The sequence below is a fragment of the Janthinobacterium amylolyticum genome (assembly GCF_051380655.1).
In the GTDB taxonomy this organism is placed as follows: Bacteria; Pseudomonadota; Gammaproteobacteria; order Burkholderiales; family Burkholderiaceae_D; genus Janthinobacterium.
In genome coordinates this window covers 531,843-553,196 of record NZ_JBNYXL010000003.1, presented here as the reverse complement: position 1 = coordinate 553,196, position 21,354 = coordinate 531,843, and the positions used below count along the sequence as shown (strand labels likewise).

The 21,354-nt window shown below is 64.6% G+C and carries 20 protein-coding genes and 1 tRNA gene; 15 read left to right on the top strand and 6 right to left on the bottom strand.

The annotated features are described in order from the left end of the window. The 7 genes from ACQ4WR_RS08980 to ACQ4WR_RS08950 all read left to right on the top strand — a co-directional run bounded on the left by ACQ4WR_RS08980 (window position 1) and on the right by ACQ4WR_RS08950 (window position 7,985). On the top strand, window positions 1–1,293 hold the full coding sequence (locus ACQ4WR_RS08980; RefSeq protein ID WP_436486718.1) for a paraquat-inducible protein A: 1,293 nt from the start codon (window positions 1–3) through the stop codon (window positions 1,291–1,293). Beyond that, complete coding sequence (locus ACQ4WR_RS08975; protein WP_436486716.1) at window positions 1,286–2,914, top strand: PqiB family protein; 1,629 nt, start codon at window positions 1,286–1,288, stop codon at window positions 2,912–2,914. The genes ACQ4WR_RS08980 and ACQ4WR_RS08975 overlap by 8 nt, the downstream gene beginning before the upstream one ends. Next, window positions 2,911–3,507, top strand: a complete 597-nt coding sequence (locus tag ACQ4WR_RS08970) for a PqiC family protein (RefSeq protein ID WP_436486714.1) — start codon at window positions 2,911–2,913, stop codon at window positions 3,505–3,507. The genes ACQ4WR_RS08975 and ACQ4WR_RS08970 overlap by 4 nt, the downstream gene beginning before the upstream one ends. Before the next feature lie 47 nt (window positions 3,508–3,554). After that, window positions 3,555–3,959 carry a DUF2946 domain-containing protein gene (locus ACQ4WR_RS08965; RefSeq protein WP_436486712.1) on the top strand — a complete coding sequence of 135 codons (405 nt, stop codon included), beginning with the start codon at window positions 3,555–3,557 and terminating at the stop codon, window positions 3,957–3,959. 74 nt (window positions 3,960–4,033) lie between these two features. Next, window positions 4,034–6,157, top strand: a complete 2,124-nt coding sequence (locus ACQ4WR_RS08960) for a TonB-dependent receptor family protein (protein WP_436486710.1) — start codon at window positions 4,034–4,036, stop codon at window positions 6,155–6,157. An 8-nt stretch (window positions 6,158–6,165) separates the two neighbouring features. After that, window positions 6,166–7,509, top strand: a complete 1,344-nt coding sequence (locus ACQ4WR_RS08955) for a PepSY-associated TM helix domain-containing protein (protein WP_436486708.1) — start codon at window positions 6,166–6,168, stop codon at window positions 7,507–7,509. Between the two features lie 89 nt (window positions 7,510–7,598). Then, on the top strand, window positions 7,599–7,985 hold the full coding sequence (locus ACQ4WR_RS08950) for a hypothetical protein (protein WP_436486707.1): 387 nt from the start codon (window positions 7,599–7,601) through the stop codon (window positions 7,983–7,985). A gap of 15 nt (window positions 7,986–8,000) precedes the next feature. Here the strand turns inward: ACQ4WR_RS08950 and ACQ4WR_RS08945 are convergent, their stop codons facing one another. Next, window positions 8,001–8,915, bottom strand: a complete 915-nt coding sequence (locus ACQ4WR_RS08945; RefSeq protein ID WP_436486705.1) for a LysR family transcriptional regulator — start codon at window positions 8,913–8,915, stop codon at window positions 8,001–8,003. Between the two features lie 102 nt (window positions 8,916–9,017). On the opposite strand from ACQ4WR_RS08945, the gene ACQ4WR_RS08940 reads away from it, so the two are divergent. The 5 genes from ACQ4WR_RS08940 to ACQ4WR_RS08920 all read left to right on the top strand — a co-directional run bounded on the left by ACQ4WR_RS08940 (window position 9,018) and on the right by ACQ4WR_RS08920 (window position 13,724). Beyond that, entirely contained in the window at window positions 9,018–10,127 is a 1,110-nt protein-coding gene (locus ACQ4WR_RS08940) for a muconate/chloromuconate family cycloisomerase (RefSeq protein ID WP_436486703.1), read from the top strand. Between the two features lie 19 nt (window positions 10,128–10,146). Then, window positions 10,147–10,437 (top strand): muconolactone Delta-isomerase, encoded by a 291-nt coding sequence (gene catC / locus ACQ4WR_RS08935; protein WP_436486701.1) that lies wholly within the window; start codon window positions 10,147–10,149, stop codon window positions 10,435–10,437. A gap of 48 nt (window positions 10,438–10,485) precedes the next feature. Continuing rightward, window positions 10,486–11,406: a catechol 1,2-dioxygenase gene (catA, locus tag ACQ4WR_RS08930; protein ID WP_436486699.1), complete on the top strand. Its 921-nt coding sequence runs from the start codon at window positions 10,486–10,488 to the stop codon at window positions 11,404–11,406. Window positions 11,407–11,432: 26 nt separating this feature from the next. Then, a complete protein-coding gene (gene pcaD / locus ACQ4WR_RS08925; RefSeq protein WP_436486697.1) occupies window positions 11,433–12,215 on the top strand; it encodes a 3-oxoadipate enol-lactonase in 783 nt (260 codons plus the stop codon). Between the two features lie 126 nt (window positions 12,216–12,341). Next, complete coding sequence (locus ACQ4WR_RS08920; protein WP_436486695.1) at window positions 12,342–13,724, top strand: sodium:solute symporter family protein; 1,383 nt, start codon at window positions 12,342–12,344, stop codon at window positions 13,722–13,724. Window positions 13,725–13,726: 2 nt separating this feature from the next. Here the strand turns inward: ACQ4WR_RS08920 and ACQ4WR_RS08915 are convergent, their stop codons facing one another. From ACQ4WR_RS08915 to ACQ4WR_RS08900, 4 genes are all read right to left on the bottom strand, one after another. Then, window positions 13,727–14,650: a Na/Pi cotransporter family protein gene (locus ACQ4WR_RS08915; RefSeq protein WP_102294428.1), complete on the bottom strand. Its 924-nt coding sequence runs from the start codon at window positions 14,648–14,650 to the stop codon at window positions 13,727–13,729. Window positions 14,651–14,684: 34 nt separating this feature from the next. Then, window positions 14,685–16,079 (bottom strand): GntP family permease, encoded by a 1,395-nt coding sequence (locus tag ACQ4WR_RS08910; RefSeq protein WP_436486693.1) that lies wholly within the window; start codon window positions 16,077–16,079, stop codon window positions 14,685–14,687. 128 nt (window positions 16,080–16,207) lie between these two features. Continuing rightward, window positions 16,208–16,284, bottom strand: a tRNA-Pro gene (locus tag ACQ4WR_RS08905). Window positions 16,285–16,346: 62 nt separating this feature from the next. Then, window positions 16,347–18,440, bottom strand: coding sequence for an AsmA family protein (locus tag ACQ4WR_RS08900; protein WP_436486691.1), 2,094 nt, complete (start codon window positions 18,438–18,440; stop codon window positions 16,347–16,349). A 144-nt stretch (window positions 18,441–18,584) separates the two neighbouring features. Between ACQ4WR_RS08900 and ACQ4WR_RS08895 the strand changes: the two genes are divergently transcribed. The 3 genes from ACQ4WR_RS08895 to arsH are packed head-to-tail and all read left to right on the top strand — an operon-like array spanning window position 18,585 to window position 20,102. Continuing rightward, a complete protein-coding gene (locus ACQ4WR_RS08895) occupies window positions 18,585–18,956 on the top strand; it encodes an ArsR/SmtB family transcription factor (RefSeq protein ID WP_436486689.1) in 372 nt (123 codons plus the stop codon). After that, window positions 18,953–19,375: an arsenate reductase (glutaredoxin) gene (gene arsC, locus ACQ4WR_RS08890; RefSeq protein ID WP_102294425.1), complete on the top strand. Its 423-nt coding sequence runs from the start codon at window positions 18,953–18,955 to the stop codon at window positions 19,373–19,375. Before ACQ4WR_RS08895 ends, arsC begins: the two co-directional genes overlap by 4 nt. Window position 19,376: 1 nt before the next feature. Further along, entirely contained in the window at window positions 19,377–20,102 is a 726-nt protein-coding gene (arsH, locus tag ACQ4WR_RS08885; protein WP_436486686.1) for an arsenical resistance protein ArsH, read from the top strand. A gap of 66 nt (window positions 20,103–20,168) precedes the next feature. Here the strand turns inward: arsH and ispB are convergent, their stop codons facing one another. Next, a complete protein-coding gene (gene ispB / locus ACQ4WR_RS08880; protein ID WP_374755241.1) occupies window positions 20,169–21,206 on the bottom strand; it encodes an octaprenyl diphosphate synthase in 1,038 nt (345 codons plus the stop codon). Between the last annotated feature and the right edge of the window lie 148 nt (window positions 21,207–21,354).

Genomic DNA, 21,354 nt, shown 5'->3' with positions numbered 1-21,354 from the left:
GTGCTGTACCGCAAGCGTCCGCTGCGTCCACGCGAAAAGGCGCGCTGCATCCGTTGCCGCTCGGTGCTGTATCGCGCCGCGTCAGGAAGGGGCGCGCCCGCTGGCCTGGACAAGGTGGTGGCGCTCACCCTGGGCGCCGCGCTGGTCTTCCTGATCGCCCAGTTTTTCCCCATTGTCGAACTCGACGTCAATGGTTTGACCTCCAGCGCCACCTTGCTGGGCTCCATCCGCGTGCTGTGGGCCGAACAGATGCCGGTGGTGGCGGCCATGGTCTTCCTGTTTACCATCCTCTTTCCTGCCATCGAACTCGGGTCCCTGCTGTACGTGGCGCTGGGCTTGCGCGGCGGCGTCAAGGTGCCCGGCTTTCACCGCGTGCTGCGTGCCGTGCAGATGTCGCGCGAGTGGGGCATGACGGAAGTGCTGATGATCGGCATCCTGATCACCGTTGTCAAGATGACCAGCCTGGCCACCGTGGTGCCGCAACCGGGGCTGTTCGCCTTTGGCGCCCTGACCCTGCTGCTGGCCATCGTCGTCTCGTTCGACCCGAAGGCCCTGTGGAACCTTGGCGACGACCTGACCCGCCAAGCGCTGCCCGGCATGCGCTACAAGGCCTTCGCGCCCGGCGAGAAGGTCGTGCCCTGCCACGCCTGCGGCCTGGTGGCGCCGCCCTTGGGCAAGGGCAAGCACCTGGCGTGCGTGCGCTGCGGTTCGACCCTGCACGTGCGCAAACCGAACAGCATCAGCCGCACCTGGGCCCTGCTGATCGCCGCCATGATCCTCTACATTCCCGCCAACCTGCTGCCCGTGATGGTGACCTATACGCTGTTTGGCGCGCAAAACGACACCATCATGAGTGGCGTGGTGCTGTTCTGGACCAGCGGCTCGAAGGGCCTGGCCATCATCATTTTCATCGCCAGCGTCGTCGTGCCCATGCTCAAGCTGGGCGTGCTGGCGCTGCTGGCATTCACGGCGCAGCGGCGTTCGCGCTGGCGGCCGCGCCAGCGCACCGTCTTGTACCGCATGGTCGAATTCATCGGCCGCTGGTCCATGCTCGATATCTTTGTTGTCACCCTGACGGTGGCGCTGGTGCGCTTCAAGTCGCTGGCGGTGATCACGGCCGGTCCCGGCGCGCTGGCCTTTGGCGCCGTGGTCGTGCTGACCATGCTGGCGGCGATGCAGTTCGACCCGCGCCTGATCTGGGACCCCGTCGACGAGCAGGTGCCCGGCGAGGAAGAACCCGTGGTGATAACAAGTACCGGAAACAATACAGTGATTGGAGAACAGCATGGCTGACAAAGAAACGGGCGACCTTGCCGAAACGGGCGGACGCGCATTGCCGGAACCCGATGTGGAGCAGGGCAGCCGCTGGCTGCCGTCGCTGGTGTGGCTCATTCCGCTGCTGGCCGCGCTGATCGGCGCCGGCCTGGCTGCCAAGTCCATCCTCGACCAGGGACCCACGGTAACGGTCAGCTTCAAGAGCGCCGAAGGCCTGGAGCCAGGCAAGACCAAGGTCAAGTACAAGGATGTCGATATCGGCCAGGTGCGCACCATCACGCTCGGTGACGACTTGACCAAGGTGCTGGTGACGATCGACATGAGCAAGGAAGCGCGCCGCTTCGCCACGCAGGATACGCGCTTCTGGGTGGTACGCCCGCAGATCGGCGCCAGCGGCGTGACGGGCCTGGGCACCTTGCTGTCGGGCGCCTACATCGGCGTCGATACGGGCAAGTCGGAAACGAAAAAGGATAGCTTCGTCGGCATGGAAGACCCGCCCGCCGTGGCCGGCGACCAGAAGGGCAAGCTGTACACCCTGCATGCGGACAGCCTCGGTTCTGTCGACGTGGGTTCGCCCCTGTTCTTCCACCGCCTGCGCGTGGGCAAGGTGGTCAGCTTCGCGCTGGACAAGGACGGCCATGGCATCACCATGTCCGTCTTCGTCAATGCGCCGTATGACCAGTTCGTCGGCAAGAACGCGCGCTGGTGGCATGCCAGCGGCGTCGACGTGCGGCTCGATTCCAACGGCTTCAAATTGAATACGCAATCGCTGGCGGCCATGCTGGTGGGCGGCATCGCCTTCGAGGCGGAAAACGGCCGCAAGCCGGAAGAGCCGGCACCGGCCGGCACCGTCTACCGCCTGGCCGCCGACGAGGCCAGCGCCATGCGCGAACCCGATGGCGAAGCCATCACCACCGTCTTCTATTTCGACCAGTCGCTGCGCGGCCTGCAGCCCGGTGCCACGGTGGACTTCCGCGGAATCGTGCTGGGCGAGGTGCGCTCGGTGGGCATCGAATTCGATCCCGTGAAAAAGAACTTCCGCATGCCCGTCACCGTCAACCTGTATCCGGCCCGCCTGGGCATGCGCTTCAAGACGGCCGTCGACGATGCGGAAGGCTCGGTGGGCCACCAGCTGCTTGAACGCATGGTCAGCCGCGGCTTGCGCGCCCAGCTACGCACGGGCAACCTACTCACCAGCCAGCTGTACATCGCGCTGGACTTCTTCCCGAAAGCGCCGAAGGTGGCGCTGGAAGTGAACAAGTATCCGCTGGAAGTGCCGACCGTGCCGAACACGCTGGATGAATTGCAGACGCAGATCGCCAGCATCGCCAGGAAGCTGGACCAGGTGCCGTACGCCGAGATCGGCAACAACCTGAACGCCACCATCAAGCAGGCCAATACCCTGTTCAAGCAGCTCGATGGCCAGGTAGTGCCGGAAATGCGCGATACCCTGACCGCGGCGAAGCAGACCTTCGGCACGGCCGAACAAGTGCTGCAAAAGGACTCGCCGCTGCAGTCGGACGTGCGCCAGGCCTTGCAGCAGCTGACGCAAACCCTGCAATCGCTGAACGCCCTGTCGGACTACCTGGAGCGCCACCCGGAGTCCCTGATCCGCGGCAAAAAAGGAGATGAAAAATGATGAAGCCCATCCTCGCGGCATGCACGGCGGCCTTGCTGCTGGGCGCTTGCTCCACGCCCCAGCCCGAGCATTTTTATACGCTCAGCGGCGGTGCCGACGTGCAGCCGGCCAAACCCGTGAAATACTATGTCGAGATGCTGGCCGTCAGCGTGCCGCAGCAGGTGAGCCGCAACCAGTTCGTGGTGACGGCACCCTCGGGCCGCATCGAACTGCTGGAACAGCAGCGCTGGGCGGGGCCGCTGGCCGGCGAAATCGGCCAGGCCCTGTCCACGGCCGTGACGAACGACCTGGGCGCCATCGACGTGTTCCGCACGCCGCACCCGGACAACCTGCCTGTGTACCGCATCAGCAGCAACGTGCAGCGTTTTGAATCGGTGATGGGCCAGTACGCGCTGATCGACGCCGTCTGGAGCGTGCGCCAGCTATCCAGCAGCAAGGTGGTGACGTGCCGCACGGTGGCCAATGAAAAGGTGGGCGCCGGCTACGATGAATTGGTGACGGGCCACCGCCGCGCCGTGGGCCGCATCGCCGCCGACATGGCCACTGTCGTGCGCTCGTTCGACAGCGGCAACGCCGCCTGCCCGGCCGCCTGAGCGGCCCGGCGCTAGCCACTCCCCATGGCCGCTGGTAAAATGCGGCCATGGGAATGACCTTGTTCACGCGCCGCCTTGCCGCCTGGATCGCCTGCTTTGCGATCCTGCTGGCGGCGCTCGCGCCATCGATTTCCCAGGCCGTCGCCAACGCCAAGCAGCAATCGGGCTCCGGCTGGGCTGAAATCTGCTCGGTGGCCGGCATCCGTTTTGTCCAGGTGGTCGAGGACGGCACCACCGAGGACGGCAAGTCCGCCGGCAAGGCCATGCAGATGGAGCATTGCGCCTTCTGTTCCACGCATGCGGGTTCCGCAGGCTTGCCGCCCACCGGCCCCGTGCTGCCGCTGCCCGTTGCCATGGGCACGGCCATTTTCCCCGCCCTGTATTACCAGTCTCCCGCACCGCTGTTCATCTGGTCCACCGCGCAGTCGCGCGCGCCGCCCGCCCTCGTCTGAGTTTGCATTGTCAAGTCCGACCTGTCCGCCCACTGGCGTGACGGGTCGCATCCGCATACTTCAACGAGAATCACATGAACAAGAAATTATTGGTGCTGGCCGCGGCCATCACCGTGGCCTACCCTTGCGCGCAGGCGCAGCAAGCTGACCAAACTGACCGCGCCATCGACACCGTCGTCGTTTCCGGCTCGCGCGCGCAAGCGTGGCTGTCCGAGACGCCGCAGGCCATTGGCGTCGTCAATGCGCAGACGCTGGAACGCGACAGGCCCAAGACCATGGGCGATATCCTCAACCGCATCGCCGGCGTGTATTGGAATGACCTGGGCAACGAGCAGCACAGCATGAGCATCCGCCAGCCCATCGGCACGAATGCCGTCTACCAGTATCTGGAAGATGGCATTCCCATCCGCCCGCTGGGCGTCTTCAACCACAACTCGCTCAATGAAATGAACATGGCCGGCGCCAGCGGCGTGGAAGTGGTGAAGGGCGCCGCTTCCTCGCTGTATGGCAGCAATGCCGTGGGCGGCGCCGTCAATTTCCTCACGGCCGGCGCCAGCGCCACGCCGACGGCCAAGGTGGGCGTGCGGCGCGACAACGTGGCGGGTTTTACGCGCTACGACAGCTCCGCCAGCGATACGTGGGGATCGCTGGGCCTGCGCTTCTCGCATTACAGTTCGCGCCGTGCGCGCGACAACTGGCAAGAGTACAGCTATGGCGACAAGGATTCGTTTTCGCTGCGCGCCGACTATGCGCTCAGCCACACGTCGCAGCTGCGCGCCACCCTGGTTCACACGGATCTCGACGCGGCCATGACGGGCAGCCTGTTCGAGAACGATTACCGCGCCAATCCGGGCAAGAGCCTGAACACGTTCACCTACCGCAAGGACAAGACCACGCGCATGAATGTGGCGTGGGAGGGCGCGACGACGGCCAATGGCACGAGCACCATCACCGTATTTACGCGCAAGAACGACCATGGACAACTGCCCGCGTATTCCATCGGCAGCTGCGCAGGCATGCTGTGCAAGGGCGTCATCAACAACAACCACGTCGATTCACTGGGGCTGGACGTGAAGCACCAGCAGGAATTCGCCTGGCTGCGTACACGCCTGGTTGCCGGCGTGTATGTCGACAAGAGCGACAATCCCTTTGTCAGCGATAACCTGTCCATCGTGCGCGATGCGGCCACGGGACGCTATCTGCGCTACACCCTGGCCAACGCCTCCAATCCGCAGGGCGTGCGCGACTACCAGACGGACATTCTGAACACGGCCATCTTCGCGCAATGGGAGTTTTCGCCGCTGGCCGGCACGCGCGTGGTGCTGGGCGGCCGTTCGGACGCCATCCGCTACGACTACCATAACAGGCTGGCGCCAGGCGGCAGCGCCAATTACGGCGCGCCCGACGAGTCGCGCAGCTTTTCGCATGTGAGCCCGAAGCTGGGCGCCACCTACGCCATCGGCCATGCAGGCAGCGTGTATGCGAACGTCAGCCAGGGCTTCACGCCGCCCGAGGTGAGCCAGCTGTACGGCAAGACGGGCATCGCCGACCTGCAGCCGTCCGTGTACAACAACTATGAAATCGGCCTGCGCCGGGCTTTCCTTGAGGGCCGCTTGAAACTCGATACGGCCCTGTACCGGCTCGACGGACGCGACACCATCGTCAGCTATACGCTGTCGCCGGGGAACAGCGAAAACCGCAATGCGGGCCGCACGCGCAGCGAAGGACTGGAACTGGGGCTGAACTACGCCAGCGGCCCGTTCGACGCGCGCTTCGCCACGGCCATCGCGCGGCACCGCTACCTGCGCTACCAGCTTTCCAGCAGCCTCGATTACAGCGGCCGCAGCATGCCGCAGGCGCCGCGCGACATCACCTCGTTCGAGGTCGGCTACCAGCCCGTGGCCGGCGCCAGGGTGGCGCTGGAAGCCGTGCACCAGGGCCGCCACTGGATGAACAATGCCAACACGGTGGAATATGGCGGCCATGCGCTGATCAACCTGCGCGCCAGCTACCGGCTGGCGCGCGGGCTGGAAGCGTGGGCGCAGGTGCGCAACCTTGCCGACAAGCGCTATGCCGATTCGGCCAGCAGCAGTTACTCGGGCACGGGCAGCTACACGGCCAATACGCAGAACCAGTACACGCCCGGCGCGCCGCGCAGCGTGATGCTGGGCCTGTCCTACACCTACGGCGCACTGTGAGGATGGCCATGGACGATCATACCTTTCTCATCGCGCGCCGCAAAAGCCTGTACTGGCGCCTCCACTTCTGGGCCGCGCTGATCGCCTCGCCATTTGCGCTGCTGGCGACCCTGACGGGCATGTTGTATGTTTTCACGCCGCAGATCGAGGCAAGGCTGTATCAGCACCTCGATCATGTGCTGCCGCAGGGCGCCATGCTGCCGCTGGATACTGCCGTGGCGGCAGCGGAACGGGCGGCGCCGCGCGGCTGGGAAGTGCAGCATGTGGTGCCGCCGTTCCAAGCTAGCGACGCGGTGCAGGTGGCGTTCGCGCCGCCCGGTGGCGCGCAGGATGAACACGCGGGCCATGGCGGGCATGCCGCGTCCGTCAAGCCGAAGTTTGGCCTGCCCGCGCAAGCCATCGTTGTCTACGTGAATCCGTATGACGCGCGCGTGCTGGGCAGCCTGGCCAGCAGCGAGCGTTTCGGCAACTGGGCCAAGAAGCTGCATTCGCGCCTGCTGCAAAACGATGGCTGGCGCTGGATGATCGAACTGGCGGCCAGCTGGCTGATGGTGATGCTGGTGACGGGCGTGATCCTGTGGTGGCCGCGCGGCGCGCAGGCAGGTTTGCCGAAGCGCGGTGCGCGGGGCCGCAATGGCTGGCGCCAGTGGCATGCGTTCCTCGGCGTGGCGCTGGGCGTGGTGAGCTTCGTGATCCTGGCCACGGGCCTCACATGGAGCCAGCAGGCGGGCGGGCGGATCCGCGCGTTGCGCGACGTCAGCGGCCAGGCGCCGCCGCCCGCGCCGCGCGGCCTGCGCTCAACAGAGGAGGGCGCGCCGCTGGACTGGCAGGATGCGTGGCAGGTGGCGCGCAGCCACGCGCCCGCCATCGCCGTGCAGCTGACGGCGCCGGCCAGCCAGAACGATGTGTGGCGCGCCACCATGGCCGACCGCAGCCGGCCCACCTTGCGCTTCGACCTGCAGTTCGACGCCTACAGCGGCAAGCCCCTGTACTACGCGGGCTGGGAAGCGCAGACGGCGTTCGGCAAGGCCACGGCCATCGGCATCCCGTTTCACCGGGGCGAATTCGGCTGGTGGAACCAGGCCTTGCTGCTGCTGTTTGGCGCCAGCGTGCTGTTTTCGCTGGTATCGGGCTGGGTGATGTTCTTCAAGCGCCGCATGCCAGGTTCGCTGGGCTTGCCCAGGCTGCTGCCCGGCGCCTGGACCTCGCCCTCGGCGCTAGCCTGGCTGGTGGCGGCGCTCATGTGCGCGCTGATGCCCTTGCTGCTTGTTTCCGGCGGCCTGCTGATGCTGCTGGAACTGGGCCTGGCACGGCGACAGCGGCTTGGACGCCGACGATGGGCTGGGCGATAAGGGCAGCCATGGCCTGGCGCTTGCTGGGATAAAATGAGAGGGCGCGGCCTGGCTCGTTGCCAAGGGCCGCACCTTAGCCATGGCTGAACATGAAATTCATCGACTTTCCCGCTTTGTCCGCGCTGGCCGCCACGTCGGCGCTGGTGACAAAAAAATGCAGCTGCTGCGCCGTCCCGCTCGATGCCTGGCAGCGCCTTCCCACCTCGCTGGAGCTGGACCGCTTTGAAGAAATCGGCACCCTGCGCGAAGACCCGTACGAAGAACCGACGTTTGCCGAATATCACCCGCAGGGCACGCGCTACGACAGCATCGACGCGCCCATCGCGCCGCGTTTTTATCCCGCCAACCTGAGCCAGGTGGCCCGCTGCCTGGACTGCGGTCGCCACTACCTGCGCTACAACGAGGCGGGCGGCTACTTCACGGAACTGCGCATCCGCGCGCTGCGCCCGGAACTGCTGGCCGACGCGCCGCTGTAGATGCGCGCAGCACGGCTACAGGCTTTCCTTGAGGTGCGCGATGCCGTGTTCGTCGTAGATCGAGTACACGGCGGCGAGGATGTTTTCCAGTTCGGGCGAGCGGTCCATGCGCCGCATGCTGAACAGGATGGGTGAGAACGCGTGCTGGTCGTCCAGCTTGCGGTAGATGACGTTACGGTGATGCATGGCTTGCACGCTTTCCGGCACGATGGAAATGCCCTGGCCGGCCGCCACCAGGCCCATGGAAATCTGCAGCTCGCGCACCTCGGTGACGAGGCCGGGGGTGACATTGCCATCGCTGAACATGGCCAGCACCTGGTCGGCAAAGCTGGGGCGCGGCGCCTTCGGGTACACCAGCAGGGTTTCATGCGTCAGGTCCGTCAGGCGCAGGCCGCCCTCGCCATGCGCCAGCCGGTGCCCGGGCGGCAGGGCCACCACCAGGCGTTCTTCGCGCAGCAGGATGCGGCGGATGCTGGGATCCTCGCTTTTCAGGCGCCCGAAACCCACGTCGATGCGCCCTTCCTTCAGGGCCTTGATCTGCTCCACCGTCGTCATTTCGTGCAAGGTCACGTCCACCTCGGGGTGGCGTTCGCAATAGCGGTGCACCACATCGGGCAATTCCCCATACAGGGTCGAGGCGACGAAGCCGATTGACAGGGTACGTTCCAGCTTGCCGATGCGCTGCGTCATCGCCTTCAGGTCGCGCACCTGGTCGAGCAGCGGGCGCGCGTGGGCGAGAAAAAACTCGCCCGCCTCGGTCAGGCGCAAGGGCCGCGAACCTTTTTCGATCAGTGCCACGCCCAGGGTTTCTTCCAGCTGCTGCATCTGCCGGCTGAGGGGCGGCTGCGCGATATGCAGGCGTTCGGCGGCGCGCGTGAAGTTCCTTTCTTCGGCGACCGCAACGAAGTAGCGCAAGTGGCGTAATTCCATCTTCATACCTTTCAGGTATAGGTTCGATACCAACTCGGTGTTGGACGCGGGGACTTTTGGGGCATATCGTGTCTCCACTCCACAGAATTATACGGAATAAATATGATTCAAAATATCGAGACCTTCCTGGTCGATGTGCCGACCATTCGTCCGCACCGCATGTCCGTCGCCACCATGAATACCCAGACCCTGGTGCTGGTGCGCGTGCGCTGCGCCGACGGCATCACGGGCTGGGGCGAAGCCACCACCATCGGCGGCTTGAGCTACGGCGGCGAAAGCCCGGAAAGCATCAAGACGAATATCGACACCTATATCGCGCCGCTGCTGGTCGGCATGGAAGCGAGCCAGGTGGCGAAAGCCATGGCCACCTTGCGCAAGGTGGTGCAGGGCAACCGCTTCGCCAAGTGCGCGATCGAAACGGCGCTGCTCGACGCGCAGGCGCGCCGCCTGAACGTGCCGCTGTCGGAACTGCTGGGCGGGCGGGTACGCGACGCGCTGCCCGTGGCCTGGGTGCTGGCCAGCGGCGACACCGTGCGCGACATCGCCGAAGGCGAAAAAATGCTGGAACTGCGCCGCCACCGCATCTTCAAGCTGAAGATCGGCTTGCGCGACGTGATGGACGACGTGGCCCACGTGCTGGAAATCAAGCGGGCGCTTGGCGAGCGCGCCAGCGTGCGCGTCGACGTCAACCAGGCCTGGAGCGAGACGGACGCCGTTCGCGGCATCGCCGCACTGGAAGCGGGCGGCATCGACCTGATCGAGCAGCCCGTCAAGGCGGGCAACCGCGCCGCGCTGGCGCGCCTGAAGCAGCGTTTCGACGTGGCCATCATGGCCGATGAAGCCCTGCATGGCCCGGCCGATGCGCTGGCGCTGGCGCAGGCCGATGCGGCCGACGTGTACGCGGTCAAGATCACCCAGTCGGGCGGCTTGCTGCCGGCGCTGGAAGTGGCCACCGTGGCGCGCCTGGCCGGCGTCGGCCTGTATGGCGGCACCATGCTCGAAGGCGGCATCGGCACGGCCGCCACGGCCCATGTCTGTTCCACGTTTGCGGAACTGGCCTGGGGCACGGAACTGTTCGGACCACTGCTGCTGACGCAGGAAGTCCTGCGCGAACCGCTCGTGTACCGCGACTTCATGCTGCAGGTGCCGACAGGGCCGGGCCTGGGCGTGGAGATCGACACCGACAAGCTGCGTTCTTTGCAGCGTCAATAAGTCAGTCAAAGGAGAAACCATGTTATTCCATGTACGCATGAACGTGAACCTGCCCTTGAGCATGCCCGCCGAGCAGGCGGCGCAGCTCAAGCAGACGGAAAAGGAACTGGCGCAGCGCCTGCAGCAGGAAGGCAAGTGGCGCCACCTGTGGCGCATCGCCGGGCAGTACGCCAACATCAGCGTCTTTGACGTGGACAGCGTCGACGAGCTGCACAACCTGCTGACCTCGCTTCCGCTGTTCCCCTACATGCAGATCGACGTGATGCCGCTGTGCCGCCATCCATCCTCGGTGCGCGGCGACGATTCCTGACCCGCGCGCAGCATCCGGCGCAGTACCCCTTACTCAAGGAGACACCTCATGCAACATACCGACATCGATACCCTCGTCAAGAAGTGGATCGTGGACGCCGCCGACCGTCCCGCCAACCCGCGCGTGCAGCAGATCGTCGTGCGCCTGCTGGGCGACTTGTGCAAGACCATCGACGACCTGGACGTCACGCCCGACGAGTTCTGGAGCGGCCTGGCCTACCTGTCGGCCGCCGGTGCTTCCAGCGAACTGGGTTTGCTGGCGGCGGGCATGGGCCTGGAACATTTTCTCGACCTGCGCGCCGACGAGGCTGAGGCGCAGGCTGGCCTGGCCGGCGCCACGCCGCGCACCATCGAAGGTCCGCTGTACGTGGCAGGCGCACCCGAAAGCGTGGGCTACGCCCGTCTCGACGATGGCACGGAGAGCGAACGCGCCGAGGTGCTGCTGATGCAGGGCACCGTGTTTGACGCCGATGGCCAGCCGCTGCCCGGCGCGCAGGTCGAAGTCTGGCATGCGAACTTGCTGGGCAATTACTCGTTCTTCGACCATACGCAGTCGCCGTTCAACCTGCGCCGCACCATCGTCGCGGACCAGGACGGGCGCTACCAGTTCCGCAGCATCCTGCCGGTCGGCTATGGCTGCCCGCCGGACGGCACCACGCAGCAGCTGCTCGATCTGCTGGGCCGCCACGGCCAGCGTCCGGCGCACATCCATTTCTTCATCAGCGCGCCGGGCCACCGCAAGCTGACGACGCAGATCAACATCGATGGCGACAGCTATCTGTGGGACGATTTCGCCTTCGCCACGCGCGAAGGCCTGGTGCCGCCCATCACGCGGGTCGACGATGCGGCGCAACTGGCTGCCCTGCAGCTGCAGCAGCCATATGAATCGATCGCGTTTGATTTTCATTTGAGCCGCGACAGCGCGGCACTGCCGTCAGCGGCAGTCGAGCGGCAGCGCGCCGCCGCCTAAGGACACAGGGACAATAGGGACACAGCATGCAATCCTTTTTCACAGCGGGCGACACGCGCCTGCATTACCGCACCGATGGCGAACGTGGCAATCCCTGTCTGGTGCTGTCGAATTCCCTGGGCACGGACCTGTCCATGTGGGATGCGCAGGCCGATGCCCTGGCCAGCGACTTCTTCGTCGTGCGCTACGATACGCGTGGCCATGGCCAGTCCGCCAGCGGCGGCGCGCCGTTCGGCATTGAGCGCCTGGGCCAGGACGTGGTGGCGCTGCTGGACCACCTGGACGTGGCGCAGGCTGCGTTCTGCGGCATCTCGATGGGCGGCTTGACGGGCCAGTGGCTGGGCATTCACCAGCCGCGGCGCCTGACGCATCTGGTGCTGGCCAACACGGCGGCGCGTATCGGCGCGGCCGATGCCTGGCTGGCGCGCGCCGTCCAGGTGCGCCGCGAAGGCATGGGTGGCGTGGCCGGTGGCGCCGCGGCGCGCTGGTTCACGCCGGCTTTCATCACGGCTGAAGCGGCCACGGTGGCGCGCATGATCGCCGCCCTGCGCGAGCAGGATGCCGACGGCTATGCGGCCTGCTGTGCGGCGCTGGCGCAAACGGACTTGCGCGCCCAGCTGGCCGCGATTGCGCTGCCCACCCTGGTCATCGCCGGCGAGCACGATCCCGTCACCACGGTGGACGATGCGCGCTGGCTGCAGGGACAGGTGGCAGGCGCGCAGCTGGCCAGCGTGCCGGCCTCGCACCTGTCGAATGTCGAGGCGGCGCCAGCGTTCACGGCACGGCTGCGGGCGTTTTTACTGGCGTAGGCAGGACCTGATTTCGCTTTGCCCCTGAGCACCGCCACCGGCAGGACCGGCACGCGGCAGGGCAAGCTTTTTTGAAAAATAATAAAAATAGAGCAGACTTGGAGTAGACGGATGGAAAACAGATTGATGATTATCGCGGCGGTCACGGTGGGCTATTTCGCCCTCATGAGCTATATCACTTACAGCGTGCGCAAGCATGCGACCAGCAGCGAAGGCATGACGGCGGGCGGGCGCAATTATCCCGCCTTCCTGATCGGCGCCTTGCTGCTGTCGGAATTCATCGGCAGTTCCGTGAGCATCGGCACGGCGCAGAAGGGTTATGAACTGGGCATTTCCGCCGCCTGGAATCTGGTGGCGCTGTCGCTGGGCTTCTTGCTGCTGGCCATCGTGCTGGTGAAAAAATACAAGGAAAGCGGGCAGTCGACGATTTCCGGCATCCTCGCGCAAACGTATGGCGAACCCGTACGTTATGCGGCATCCATCCTCACCATCGTCGCGCTGAGCATTGTCGCCGTGGCCCTGTATGCGAGTGGCGGCGCCGTGCTGGCCGCCGTGCTGCACATCGATAAAACCGTCGCCATCCTGCTGGTGGGCGCCATTACCGTGATCTACGTCAGCCTGGGCGGCATGCGCTCGGTGGTGTACACCAACTTCGCCCACTCCATCGTCAAGTACCTGGGTGTGATCCTGGCGCTCGCGTATGCCCTGGAAGCAACGGGCGGCATCGGCGAATTGCAGGCGCAATTGCCGGCCAAGATGTTCAACTGGATCGAGATCGGCTGGGGCCAGATCATCGCCTGGATGATCGGCGGCATCGGTTCCATCTTTGCCACGCAGTACGTGATCCAGGCCCTGGTCAGCACGGACAACCCGGCCGTCGCCAAGCGTGCCTGCTATTACGTGTCGTCACTGATGATTCCGTTCGGCCTGATGGCGGCCCTGATCGGCATGTGCAGCGCCGTGCTGTATCCGGGCATGAAGTCGATCGACGCGTTCCCGACCCTGATCGCCCACATGCCGGCATTTTCCGCCAGCATCATGATCGTCGGCCTGGCCGGCGCCCTGTTCGGCGGCATTTCCGCCACCACCCTGGCATCGGCCACCCTGGCGATGAAGGATTTCTATGATCCGTGGTACAACAAGGCGAAAAATGACGCGAAGTCGATGCTGTTCCTGCGCATCGCCATCGTTGTGGCGGGCCTGCTGCCGCTGGTGCTGGCGCTGTATGCGGAAAAACTGCTGATGATCGCCTTCCTCGGCAAGGCCCTGCGCGCCACCCTGGCCGTGCTGGTGCTGATGGCCTTCTATGCGCCGAAGTTCGGCACGCCGCGCGGCGCCTTTGTCGGCGTGATCGTGTCCGTGATCGCCACCATCGGCTGGTTCCTGGCGGGCAATCCGTACGGCGTGGACAGTTCCTACCTGGCGCTGGCCGGTCCGCTGCTGACCATGGGCATCAGCCACCTGTTCAAGCCGGCGCAGGCGACAGGCGCCGCGCCTGCCGTGAAATAAGCTCAGGCCGGTGCCGCCTTCAGCCAGCGCATCAGGCGCGGCTGGAGGTAGGGCAGGCATATCAGGAAGCACAAGCCCACGCACAGGTTGAAAATCAGGTGGGCGGCTGCCACGGCCGTGCCGGCCAGCGGCAGCAGGGCATCCGACAAAGCGGGGATGAAGGGAAAGAAGGCCAGCGCGCCAGCCAGGTTGAAGAGGAAATTGGCCTTGGCCGTGGCTTGCGCGTTGGCGCTCATCTGCAGGCTCGACAGCAGTGCCGTCGAGGTGGAGCCGACATTCGCGCCCACGACGATGGCGATGGCCGCTTCGGCCGGGATCAGCTGGTGCTGCGTCAGCACGATGGCCAGGCCGGTGGAAACGCTGCTCGATTGCACCAGCGCCGTAAATAGCGCGCCCATCAGCAAGGCTATCCACGGTTCGCGCGCCTGCGCCAGGGTATCGACAAACCACGGCTGCGCCTGCAGCGGCTTGAGTTCGCTCGAAATCAGGTCGAGGGCAAAAAAGATCAAGCCAAAATAGAACGCCGCCTTGCCCAGCGCCTGTATCTTGCTGGGCAGGCTGGAGACAAGCGCGCCGCCGATGATGAACAGCGGGCCGATGCCCGTCAGCTTCATCGATACCAGCCAGGCCGTGGCCGTCGTGCCGACATTCGCGCCCAGCAGGATCGCCAGGCTGCCCGCAAAACTGATCACCTGCGCATCGACGAGGGCCACGGCCAGCGCCGTCGTGGCGCTGCTCGACTGCACCAGCGCCGTGGCGATGGCGCCGACGAGGAAACCGTACCAGCGGTTGGTGGTGACCCGGGCCAGCCAGGCTTGCATGCCGGCGCCGCCCATCGCTTGCAGCTCGCGGCTGAAGGCCTGCAAACTGTACAAGAACAACACCACGGCCGAAACGGCCGCGATCAATACCTGGAAATGATTCATGGAGCGGTGTGCCGGAGCGTCGGGGAAGACGCGATCATACCAGCCCCGTCAGGTAGTAAATGCCGATCACGAAAAACACGACGACCGTCTTGATGATGGTGATGCCGAAGATGTCACGGTAGGACTGGCGGTGCGTCAGGCCCGTGACGGCCAGCAGGGTGATCACGGCGCCATTGTGCGGCAAGGTATCCATGCCGCCGCTGGCCATGGCCACCACGCGGTGCATGACTTCCAGCGGAATGTGCGCCTGCTGCGCGGCCTGGATAAAACTGTCGGACATGGCGGCCAGCGCGATGCTCATGCCGCCCGAGGCGGAACCGGTGATGCCGGCCAGGGTCGTCACGGACACGGCCGCGTTGACGAGCGGATCGGGCACGCTGCGCAAGGTGTTGCTGACGGCAAGAAAACCGGGCAGCGCCGCGATGACGCCGCCAAAGCCGTATTCGGATGCCGTGTTCATGGCCGCCAGCAGGGCGCCGCCCACGGCCGCCTTGGTGCCTTCGGCAAAGGCGGCGCGGATGCGCCCGAAGGCTGTCAGGCAGACCAGCAAGATGCCCAGCAACAAGGCGCCTTCCACGGCCCAGATGCCGGTGACGGAAGCGATCGACGTCTGCACGGGCGCATGCAGGCCGGGCAGCGCGTCGGCGGTAAGCACGTAACTGTCGCCATACCAGTGGGGAATCAGCTTGGTGAGCGCGAAGTTGGCCACGCCTACCAGCACCAGGGGCGCGACCGACAATAGCGGATGGGGCAAGTCGCCAATGTCGGCCGAGGCCTTGTCGGCTTCGGCGCCATAGCCTTCGCCCGTGGCCATGACGGAGCGCCGGCGCCATTCGAGGAAGGCCAGGCCCATCACGACGGTCAGCACGGCGCCGATGGTGCCCAGCCACGGCGCGGCCCAGCCGGTGGTATTGAAGAAGGTGGTGGGGATGATGTTCTGGATCTGCGGCGTACCGGGCAAGGTATCCATGGTGAATGAAAACGCGCCCAGGGCGATGGCGCCCGGCATCAGGCGCTTGGGGATATTGCTCTGGCGATACAGTTCAGCCGCGAACGGATACACGGCAAACACCACGACGAACAGCGATACGCCGCCGTAGGTCAGCGCGCCGCACACGGCAACGATCACGGCATTCGCGCGCGCACTGCCGATGTAGCGGATGGCGGCCACGACGATGGACTGCGAAAAGCCGGACAGTTCAATCAGCTTGCCGAACACGGCACCGAGCAAAAAGACGGGGAAATACAGCTTGATGAAGCCGACCATCTTTTCCATGAAGATACCGCTGAAGACGGCCGGCACGGCGGACGGATCCGTCAGCAGCACGGCGCCGAGCGCGGCGACAGGCGCAAACAGGATCACGCTGTAGCCGCGGTAGGCGGCCAGCATGAGGAAGGCCAGAGCGGCCAGAACTATCAGGAAAGACATTGGTCTGGCCCTTGCGTGAGAAGTGATCAAGATATTAATAATGCAGTTAATATCATACTTCCCGGCAAGCCGCCAACGCGCAGGTCAAGGTGCAAGCAATTCAAGCCGGCGCAGTGAGGGAAAAAAGCTGGTCGGGGTGAGAGGATTCGAACCTCCGGCCTCTGCGTCCCGAACGCAGCGCTCTACCAGGCTGAGCCACACCCCGCGTACTGTTTTTGCATTACAGCAGATGGCGGGGCGGCTTTCAAGCGGCTGCGTCAAGGGCGGTTATTTTTTCTCCTGCTGCGCCTTTTTGATGTCCGCTTCGCTGACTTTTTTTGCCGGCGCATTCGTGGCGGGCGAGGCGGGGTTCTTGCGCGTGGCTTTGGCTTGTGCCATGACGGCGGCGCAGTCCGTGTCGGGGGCCTTGTCGATATTGACCAGCGGCAGCAGGGCGGCCAGCGGGGTGACGACGGTGGCCAGCGCCACGGCGGCACCCGCTTTCAGGGCCAGCGGGCCTTTTTGCGGGCCTACATCCGGGTTCTTGAACGTGCCTTTGGCGTACAGCGGCGTGCGCAGGGTGATGATGCGCGCGCCCTTGGTGCGAGGGCGCACGTCCAGGTCCAGGGTTTCATTGGCCAGGTTGACGTTGCCCGTGACATTGACGACGGCGCTGTCCGTGTCGAGCACGAAGCGGCGCACGTCGGCCTGGCCATTCGTCACGGCGAAGTCGCTGGCCAGGCAGTTCAACTGCACCTGCTTGTCGCCGAAGATTTTCACAAAGACGGCGTTGGCCAGATTCAGGCCCGCCAGTTCCAGCACGAACTGGCTGACGGAGCCTTCGCTGACGGTAGCCGCCAGTTCGCCATTCGCGCTGGCCAGCATGGCCGAGACGGAGTTGCCGTGGCCCGTCAGCGCCGCGTCGCCATACACTTCGCCGAAGCTCGCTTGCATCGATTGCAGCTTGGGAAACAGTTCGCGGATTTTCAGGTGGCGCGCCGCCACCTTGGCTTGCGCGGCGATGGTTTTCTGGCGGCCGTCGAGCGTGATGTTCGACGTGATGTCGCCGCCGGCCATGCCGAAGTTGAGCGGCGTCAAACTCAGCACTTTGTCTTTCATGCGGATGTGGGCGACGATGTCGTTGAATGGAATGTCGTGCGTGCGCACGAGTTTTTTGCCGGTAAATTTCACGTCGGCATCGAGCGCATCCCATTTGGCCGTATTGAACTGTTCCACCGGCAAGGCCTTGCTGTCCGGCTGCACGGGCGCCTTGCCGCGTGCCTGTTTCTGCGCGTTACTGTCGGCGCCGATGGTGGGGCCCAGGTCTTCCAGGCGCAATTGCTGGGACGTCACTTCGCCGCGCAGCAGGGGGCGCGGCTGGCGCGGCAGGTATTGCAGGGTGCCGGCCAGGTCGCTCTGGCCCACCGTGCCCTTGAAGTTTTGATACGTCCAGTTCCAGGTGTCGCCGTCTTTCTTGCCCAGCAAGCGGCCCTTGGTGGCGTAGTCCGGCGTTTCCGGCAGCAGCACGCCCGTCAGCGGGTATAAATCCGCCATGCTGGCGCCGGCCAGGCTCAGCTGCAGATCGATGCCGGACAAGGAGCGCGGGTCCGTCAGGGTGCCATCGATGCTGGCCTTGTTCTTGCCCAGCACGGCGTGCGCCTGCACGGGATACACGGTCTTCTCGTCCGTCAGGGACAGCACGGCGCCCGCCTTGCCGCCGCCCGTCACGGGCGCCTTGCGGTAGCTGCCGCCCAACGTGAAGGCGATGCCGTATTTTTCCACGGGCGCGCTGCCTGGCGCATCGCCCGGCGTGGCGTCGGGTGCCGTCGAACTGACCTTGGCGCGCACGTCCAGCGCGATGCCCTCGTCCAGGTAGCGGATGCTGCCGTCGCCAAAGGCCATGCGCTGGATTTCCACGTCCCATTGCGAAGGGCCATTGTCCTTGAAGGTCCAGCTATTGCTGCCATCGGCGCGCCGCTGCAGGGCGATTTGCGGCGCATCCAGCGCCAGGTCCGTCAGCACCACGCGATGTTGCAGCAGGGGCAATGGATGGATGGCCACGTCGATGCGTTTGGCACTGGCCAGCTGCGGGCCGGCCGTGGCCCAGTCCGGATTGCTGATGCGCACATCCTGCGCGCTGATGAAGGGCCGCGGCACGTAGCGGCGCCAGCCCGGTTCCGTCTTCAAGCCTTGCTTCCATTTTACTTGCAGGTCGCCGGCGATGACGAAGCTGCGGCCCGTGCTGTCCGATACCTTCTGGTTGATATAGGGGCGGGCGCGGTTCCAGTCGAAGGTCAGTACGAGGATGACCAGGATGGCGAGGAGGGCCAGCAGGGCGGCCAGGCTCCAGCCGAGAATTCTGAGCGGAGTTGTGCGTGTCATGGGATGCCGATCACAATGATTTTTTCATCAAGGTAGACCGATTGTCCATGCCGGTCGGTGCGCTGGGTTACGTACGTGGGCGGTACAGGTGCGTAGAATGCACGCTGATTGACGTCGATTCCATAATTCGAGTATTATTGAATTATGGAAAATGAAAACACAATCGGCATGCAGGCCGCGCCACTGACGAGTACGGCGGCCGTTGCGGTTCTGGCCGCGCTGGCGCAGGAATCGCGGCTGGCCGTGTTCCGCCTGCTGGTGCAGGCCGGACCGGACGGCATGGCCGCGACGAAAATCGCCGAAGCGCTGGCGATCGCCCCCTCGTCCCTGTCGTTTCACTTGAAGGAACTGGCGCACGCCAATCTGGTGACGGCAAGCAAGGCGGGGCGTTCCATCATCTATGCGGCGAATTACCCGGGCATGCATGGCTTGCTGGCCTTTCTGACCGAGAACTGCTGCGCCGGCGCGTCTTGCTGCGTCACCGACCCTACTTTACCGAAGGACATCACGACATGACGATCACGATCTATCACAACACGGCCTGCGGCACCTCGCGCAATACCCTGGCCCTGATCCGCAATACGGGCGTGGAGCCCGTCATCATCGATTACGTCAAGAACCCGCCTTCGCGCGAAGAGCTGCTGGAGCTGATCAAGCGTGCTGGCCTGTCCGTGCGCGCGGTCATGCGCGACAAGGGGGCGCTATATGAAGAGCTGGGCCTGGCCAATCCTGAATTGAGCGATGCCGCCCTGCTGGACGCCATGCAAGCCCATCCGATTTTGATCAACCGTCCCATCGTTGTCACGGAACTGGGCGTGCGCCTGTGCCGGCCTTCCGAAAAGGTGCTGGAGATCCTGCCGCTGCCGCAGCAGGGGGCGTTCACCAAGGAAGACGGCCAGGCCGTGGTGGGCGCCGACGGCAAGCCGGTGGCCTGAGATGGATGATTTACCGAATATCAGTGCGGCCCACCTGGATGTGCCCGACCTGGACAAGCTGGCGCCGGCGCAACTGTCCACGCATGCGCCGCGCATCCTGCTGCTGTACGGCTCGCTGCGTGAACGCTCGTACAGCAAGCTGCTGACCCTGGAGGCGGAGCGCATCCTGCGCCATTTCGGCGCCGACACGCGCGTGTTCGATCCGCACGGCTTGCCCATGGTCGACAGCGTGTCGCCCGAGCATCCGAAAGTGCAGGAGCTGCGCGCGCTGTCGCTGTGGTCGGAAGGGCAGGTGTGGTGCAGCCCCGAGCGCCATGGCGCCGTGACGGGCGTGTTCAAGTCGCAGATCGACTGGCTGCCGCTGGAAACGGGCAGCGTGCGTCCCACGCAGGGGCGGACCCTGGCCGTGATGCAAGTGTCGGGCGGCTCGCAATCGTTCAATGCCGTCAACGGCTTGCGCGTGCTGGGGCGCTGGATGCGCATGGTCACCATCCCGAACCAGTCGTCCGTGGCCAAGGCTTACCAGGAATTCGACGATGACGGCCGCATGAAGCCGTCGCCGTATTACACGCGCCTGGTCGACGTGATGGAGGAGCTGTATAAATTCACCCTGCTGGTGCGCGACCGCCGCGATTACCTGGGCAGCCGCTACAGTGAACGGCTGGAAGCGGAGCCGGCCATCGTGCGCGAATTGGCGGGTGCGGCCATGCAGCACGAGAATACGTAGTTTTTCCGCAGCGCATGAAAAACGGCGCCATCGGCGCCGTTGTGTTTGCTGCATGGTGAACCGTGATCAGTGATTGCGGTCGACGGCAAACGAGCACAGTTGCAGCATGGATTGCTTGTAGACGCTGTCCGGCCAGCCGGCGATGGCATCGGCGGCGCGCTGGCCGGCGATTTCCGCCTGCTGGCGCGTGTAGTCGAGGGCGCCACTATTGGTGATGGCGGCCAGGATGGCGTCGAAATGCTGCTCGTCGCCCTGCTCGATGCAGCTGCGCACCAGCTCGCGCTGTTCCGGCGTGCCGTTTTCCATCAGCCAGATCAAAGGCATGGTTGGCTTGCCTTCACGCAAGTCGTCGCCCACGTTCTTGCCGATTTCGGCGGCGTCGCCAGCATAGTCGAGCACGTCGTCGATCAGCTGGAAGGCCGTGCCCAGCGAGCGGCCGTATTCGGCTGCCGCTTCGATATCGGCTTCGCTGGCGCCGGCGATCAGGGCGCCCAGCTGGGCCGAGGCTTCGAACAGTTTCGCTGTTTTCGAGCGGATGACGTTCAGGTAGCTCTCTTGCGTGACGTCCGGATCGTGCATGTTCAGCAACTGCAGCACTTCGCCTTCGGCGATCACGTTGGTGGCGTCCGAGAGGATTTGCATGACGCGCATATTGTTCAGCGAGACCATCAGCTGGAACGAGCGCGAGTGCAGGAAGTCGCCCACCAGCACCGAGGCCGCATTGCCGAACAGGGCATTGGCCGTCTGGCGGCCGCGGCGCATCGACGATTCATCGACGACGTCATCGTGCAGCAGGGTGGCGGTATGGATGAACTCGACAACGGCAGCCAGTTCATGGTGCGCCGTGCCGCGATATGCGTGAGCATTGGCCACCAGCAAGATCAGCACGGGGCGGATGCGTTTGCCGCCTGCGCTGATGATGTACTCGGCGATCTGGTTGATCAGGATCACATCGGAGTGCAGTTTTTGGCGGATCACCGTGTTGACTGCGTCCATATCGGCGGCAATCGTTTGTACGATGGTGTTTTGGTTAACGTGTTTGTTAGCGTCAGACAAGGCGAACCTGCAATAGATTGTGGGTGCCGCGATTATACGACATGGCATGCACGCGCGTGATGTTTGCCTATGACTGTAGAGCAATTGATTGTTCTGATTGTCATCGGCGCGTGTTTCCCTGTCTGCCATGCGCAAGCCTGACATTGTGTCCAGGTTGTCGACATACCACGATCGTCAAGCTTTGTGAATACTTTTT

Excerpts from the sequence above, each read along its gene's own strand:
- ACQ4WR_RS08975 (WP_436486716.1), top strand. The coding sequence starts at position 1,286 with ATGGCTGACAAAGAAACGGGCGACCTTGCCGAAACGGGCGGACGCGCA.
- ACQ4WR_RS08970 (WP_436486714.1), top strand. The coding sequence starts at position 2,911 with ATGATGAAGCCCATCCTCGCGGCATGCACGGCGGCCTTGCTGCTGGGC.
- ACQ4WR_RS08965 (WP_436486712.1), top strand. The coding sequence starts at position 3,555 with ATGGGAATGACCTTGTTCACGCGCCGCCTTGCCGCCTGGATCGCCTGC.
- ACQ4WR_RS08960 (WP_436486710.1), top strand. The coding sequence starts at position 4,034 with ATGAACAAGAAATTATTGGTGCTGGCCGCGGCCATCACCGTGGCCTAC.
- ACQ4WR_RS08955 (WP_436486708.1), top strand. The coding sequence starts at position 6,166 with ATGGACGATCATACCTTTCTCATCGCGCGCCGCAAAAGCCTGTACTGG.
- ACQ4WR_RS08950 (WP_436486707.1), top strand. The coding sequence starts at position 7,599 with ATGAAATTCATCGACTTTCCCGCTTTGTCCGCGCTGGCCGCCACGTCG.
- ACQ4WR_RS08945 (WP_436486705.1), bottom strand. The coding sequence starts at position 8,915 with ATGGAATTACGCCACTTGCGCTACTTCGTTGCGGTCGCCGAAGAAAGG.
- ACQ4WR_RS08940 (WP_436486703.1), top strand. The coding sequence starts at position 9,018 with ATGATTCAAAATATCGAGACCTTCCTGGTCGATGTGCCGACCATTCGT.
- catC (WP_436486701.1), top strand. The coding sequence starts at position 10,147 with ATGTTATTCCATGTACGCATGAACGTGAACCTGCCCTTGAGCATGCCC.
- catA (WP_436486699.1), top strand. The coding sequence starts at position 10,486 with ATGCAACATACCGACATCGATACCCTCGTCAAGAAGTGGATCGTGGAC.
- pcaD (WP_436486697.1), top strand. The coding sequence starts at position 11,433 with ATGCAATCCTTTTTCACAGCGGGCGACACGCGCCTGCATTACCGCACC.
- ACQ4WR_RS08920 (WP_436486695.1), top strand. The coding sequence starts at position 12,342 with ATGATTATCGCGGCGGTCACGGTGGGCTATTTCGCCCTCATGAGCTAT.
- ACQ4WR_RS08915 (WP_102294428.1), bottom strand. The coding sequence starts at position 14,650 with ATGAATCATTTCCAGGTATTGATCGCGGCCGTTTCGGCCGTGGTGTTG.
- ACQ4WR_RS08910 (WP_436486693.1), bottom strand. The coding sequence starts at position 16,079 with ATGTCTTTCCTGATAGTTCTGGCCGCTCTGGCCTTCCTCATGCTGGCC.
- ACQ4WR_RS08900 (WP_436486691.1), bottom strand. The coding sequence starts at position 18,440 with ATGACACGCACAACTCCGCTCAGAATTCTCGGCTGGAGCCTGGCCGCC.
- ACQ4WR_RS08895 (WP_436486689.1), top strand. The coding sequence starts at position 18,585 with ATGGAAAATGAAAACACAATCGGCATGCAGGCCGCGCCACTGACGAGT.
- arsC (WP_102294425.1), top strand. The coding sequence starts at position 18,953 with ATGACGATCACGATCTATCACAACACGGCCTGCGGCACCTCGCGCAAT.
- arsH (WP_436486686.1), top strand. The coding sequence starts at position 19,377 with ATGGATGATTTACCGAATATCAGTGCGGCCCACCTGGATGTGCCCGAC.
- ispB (WP_374755241.1), bottom strand. The coding sequence starts at position 21,206 with ATGCCATGTCGTATAATCGCGGCACCCACAATCTATTGCAGGTTCGCC.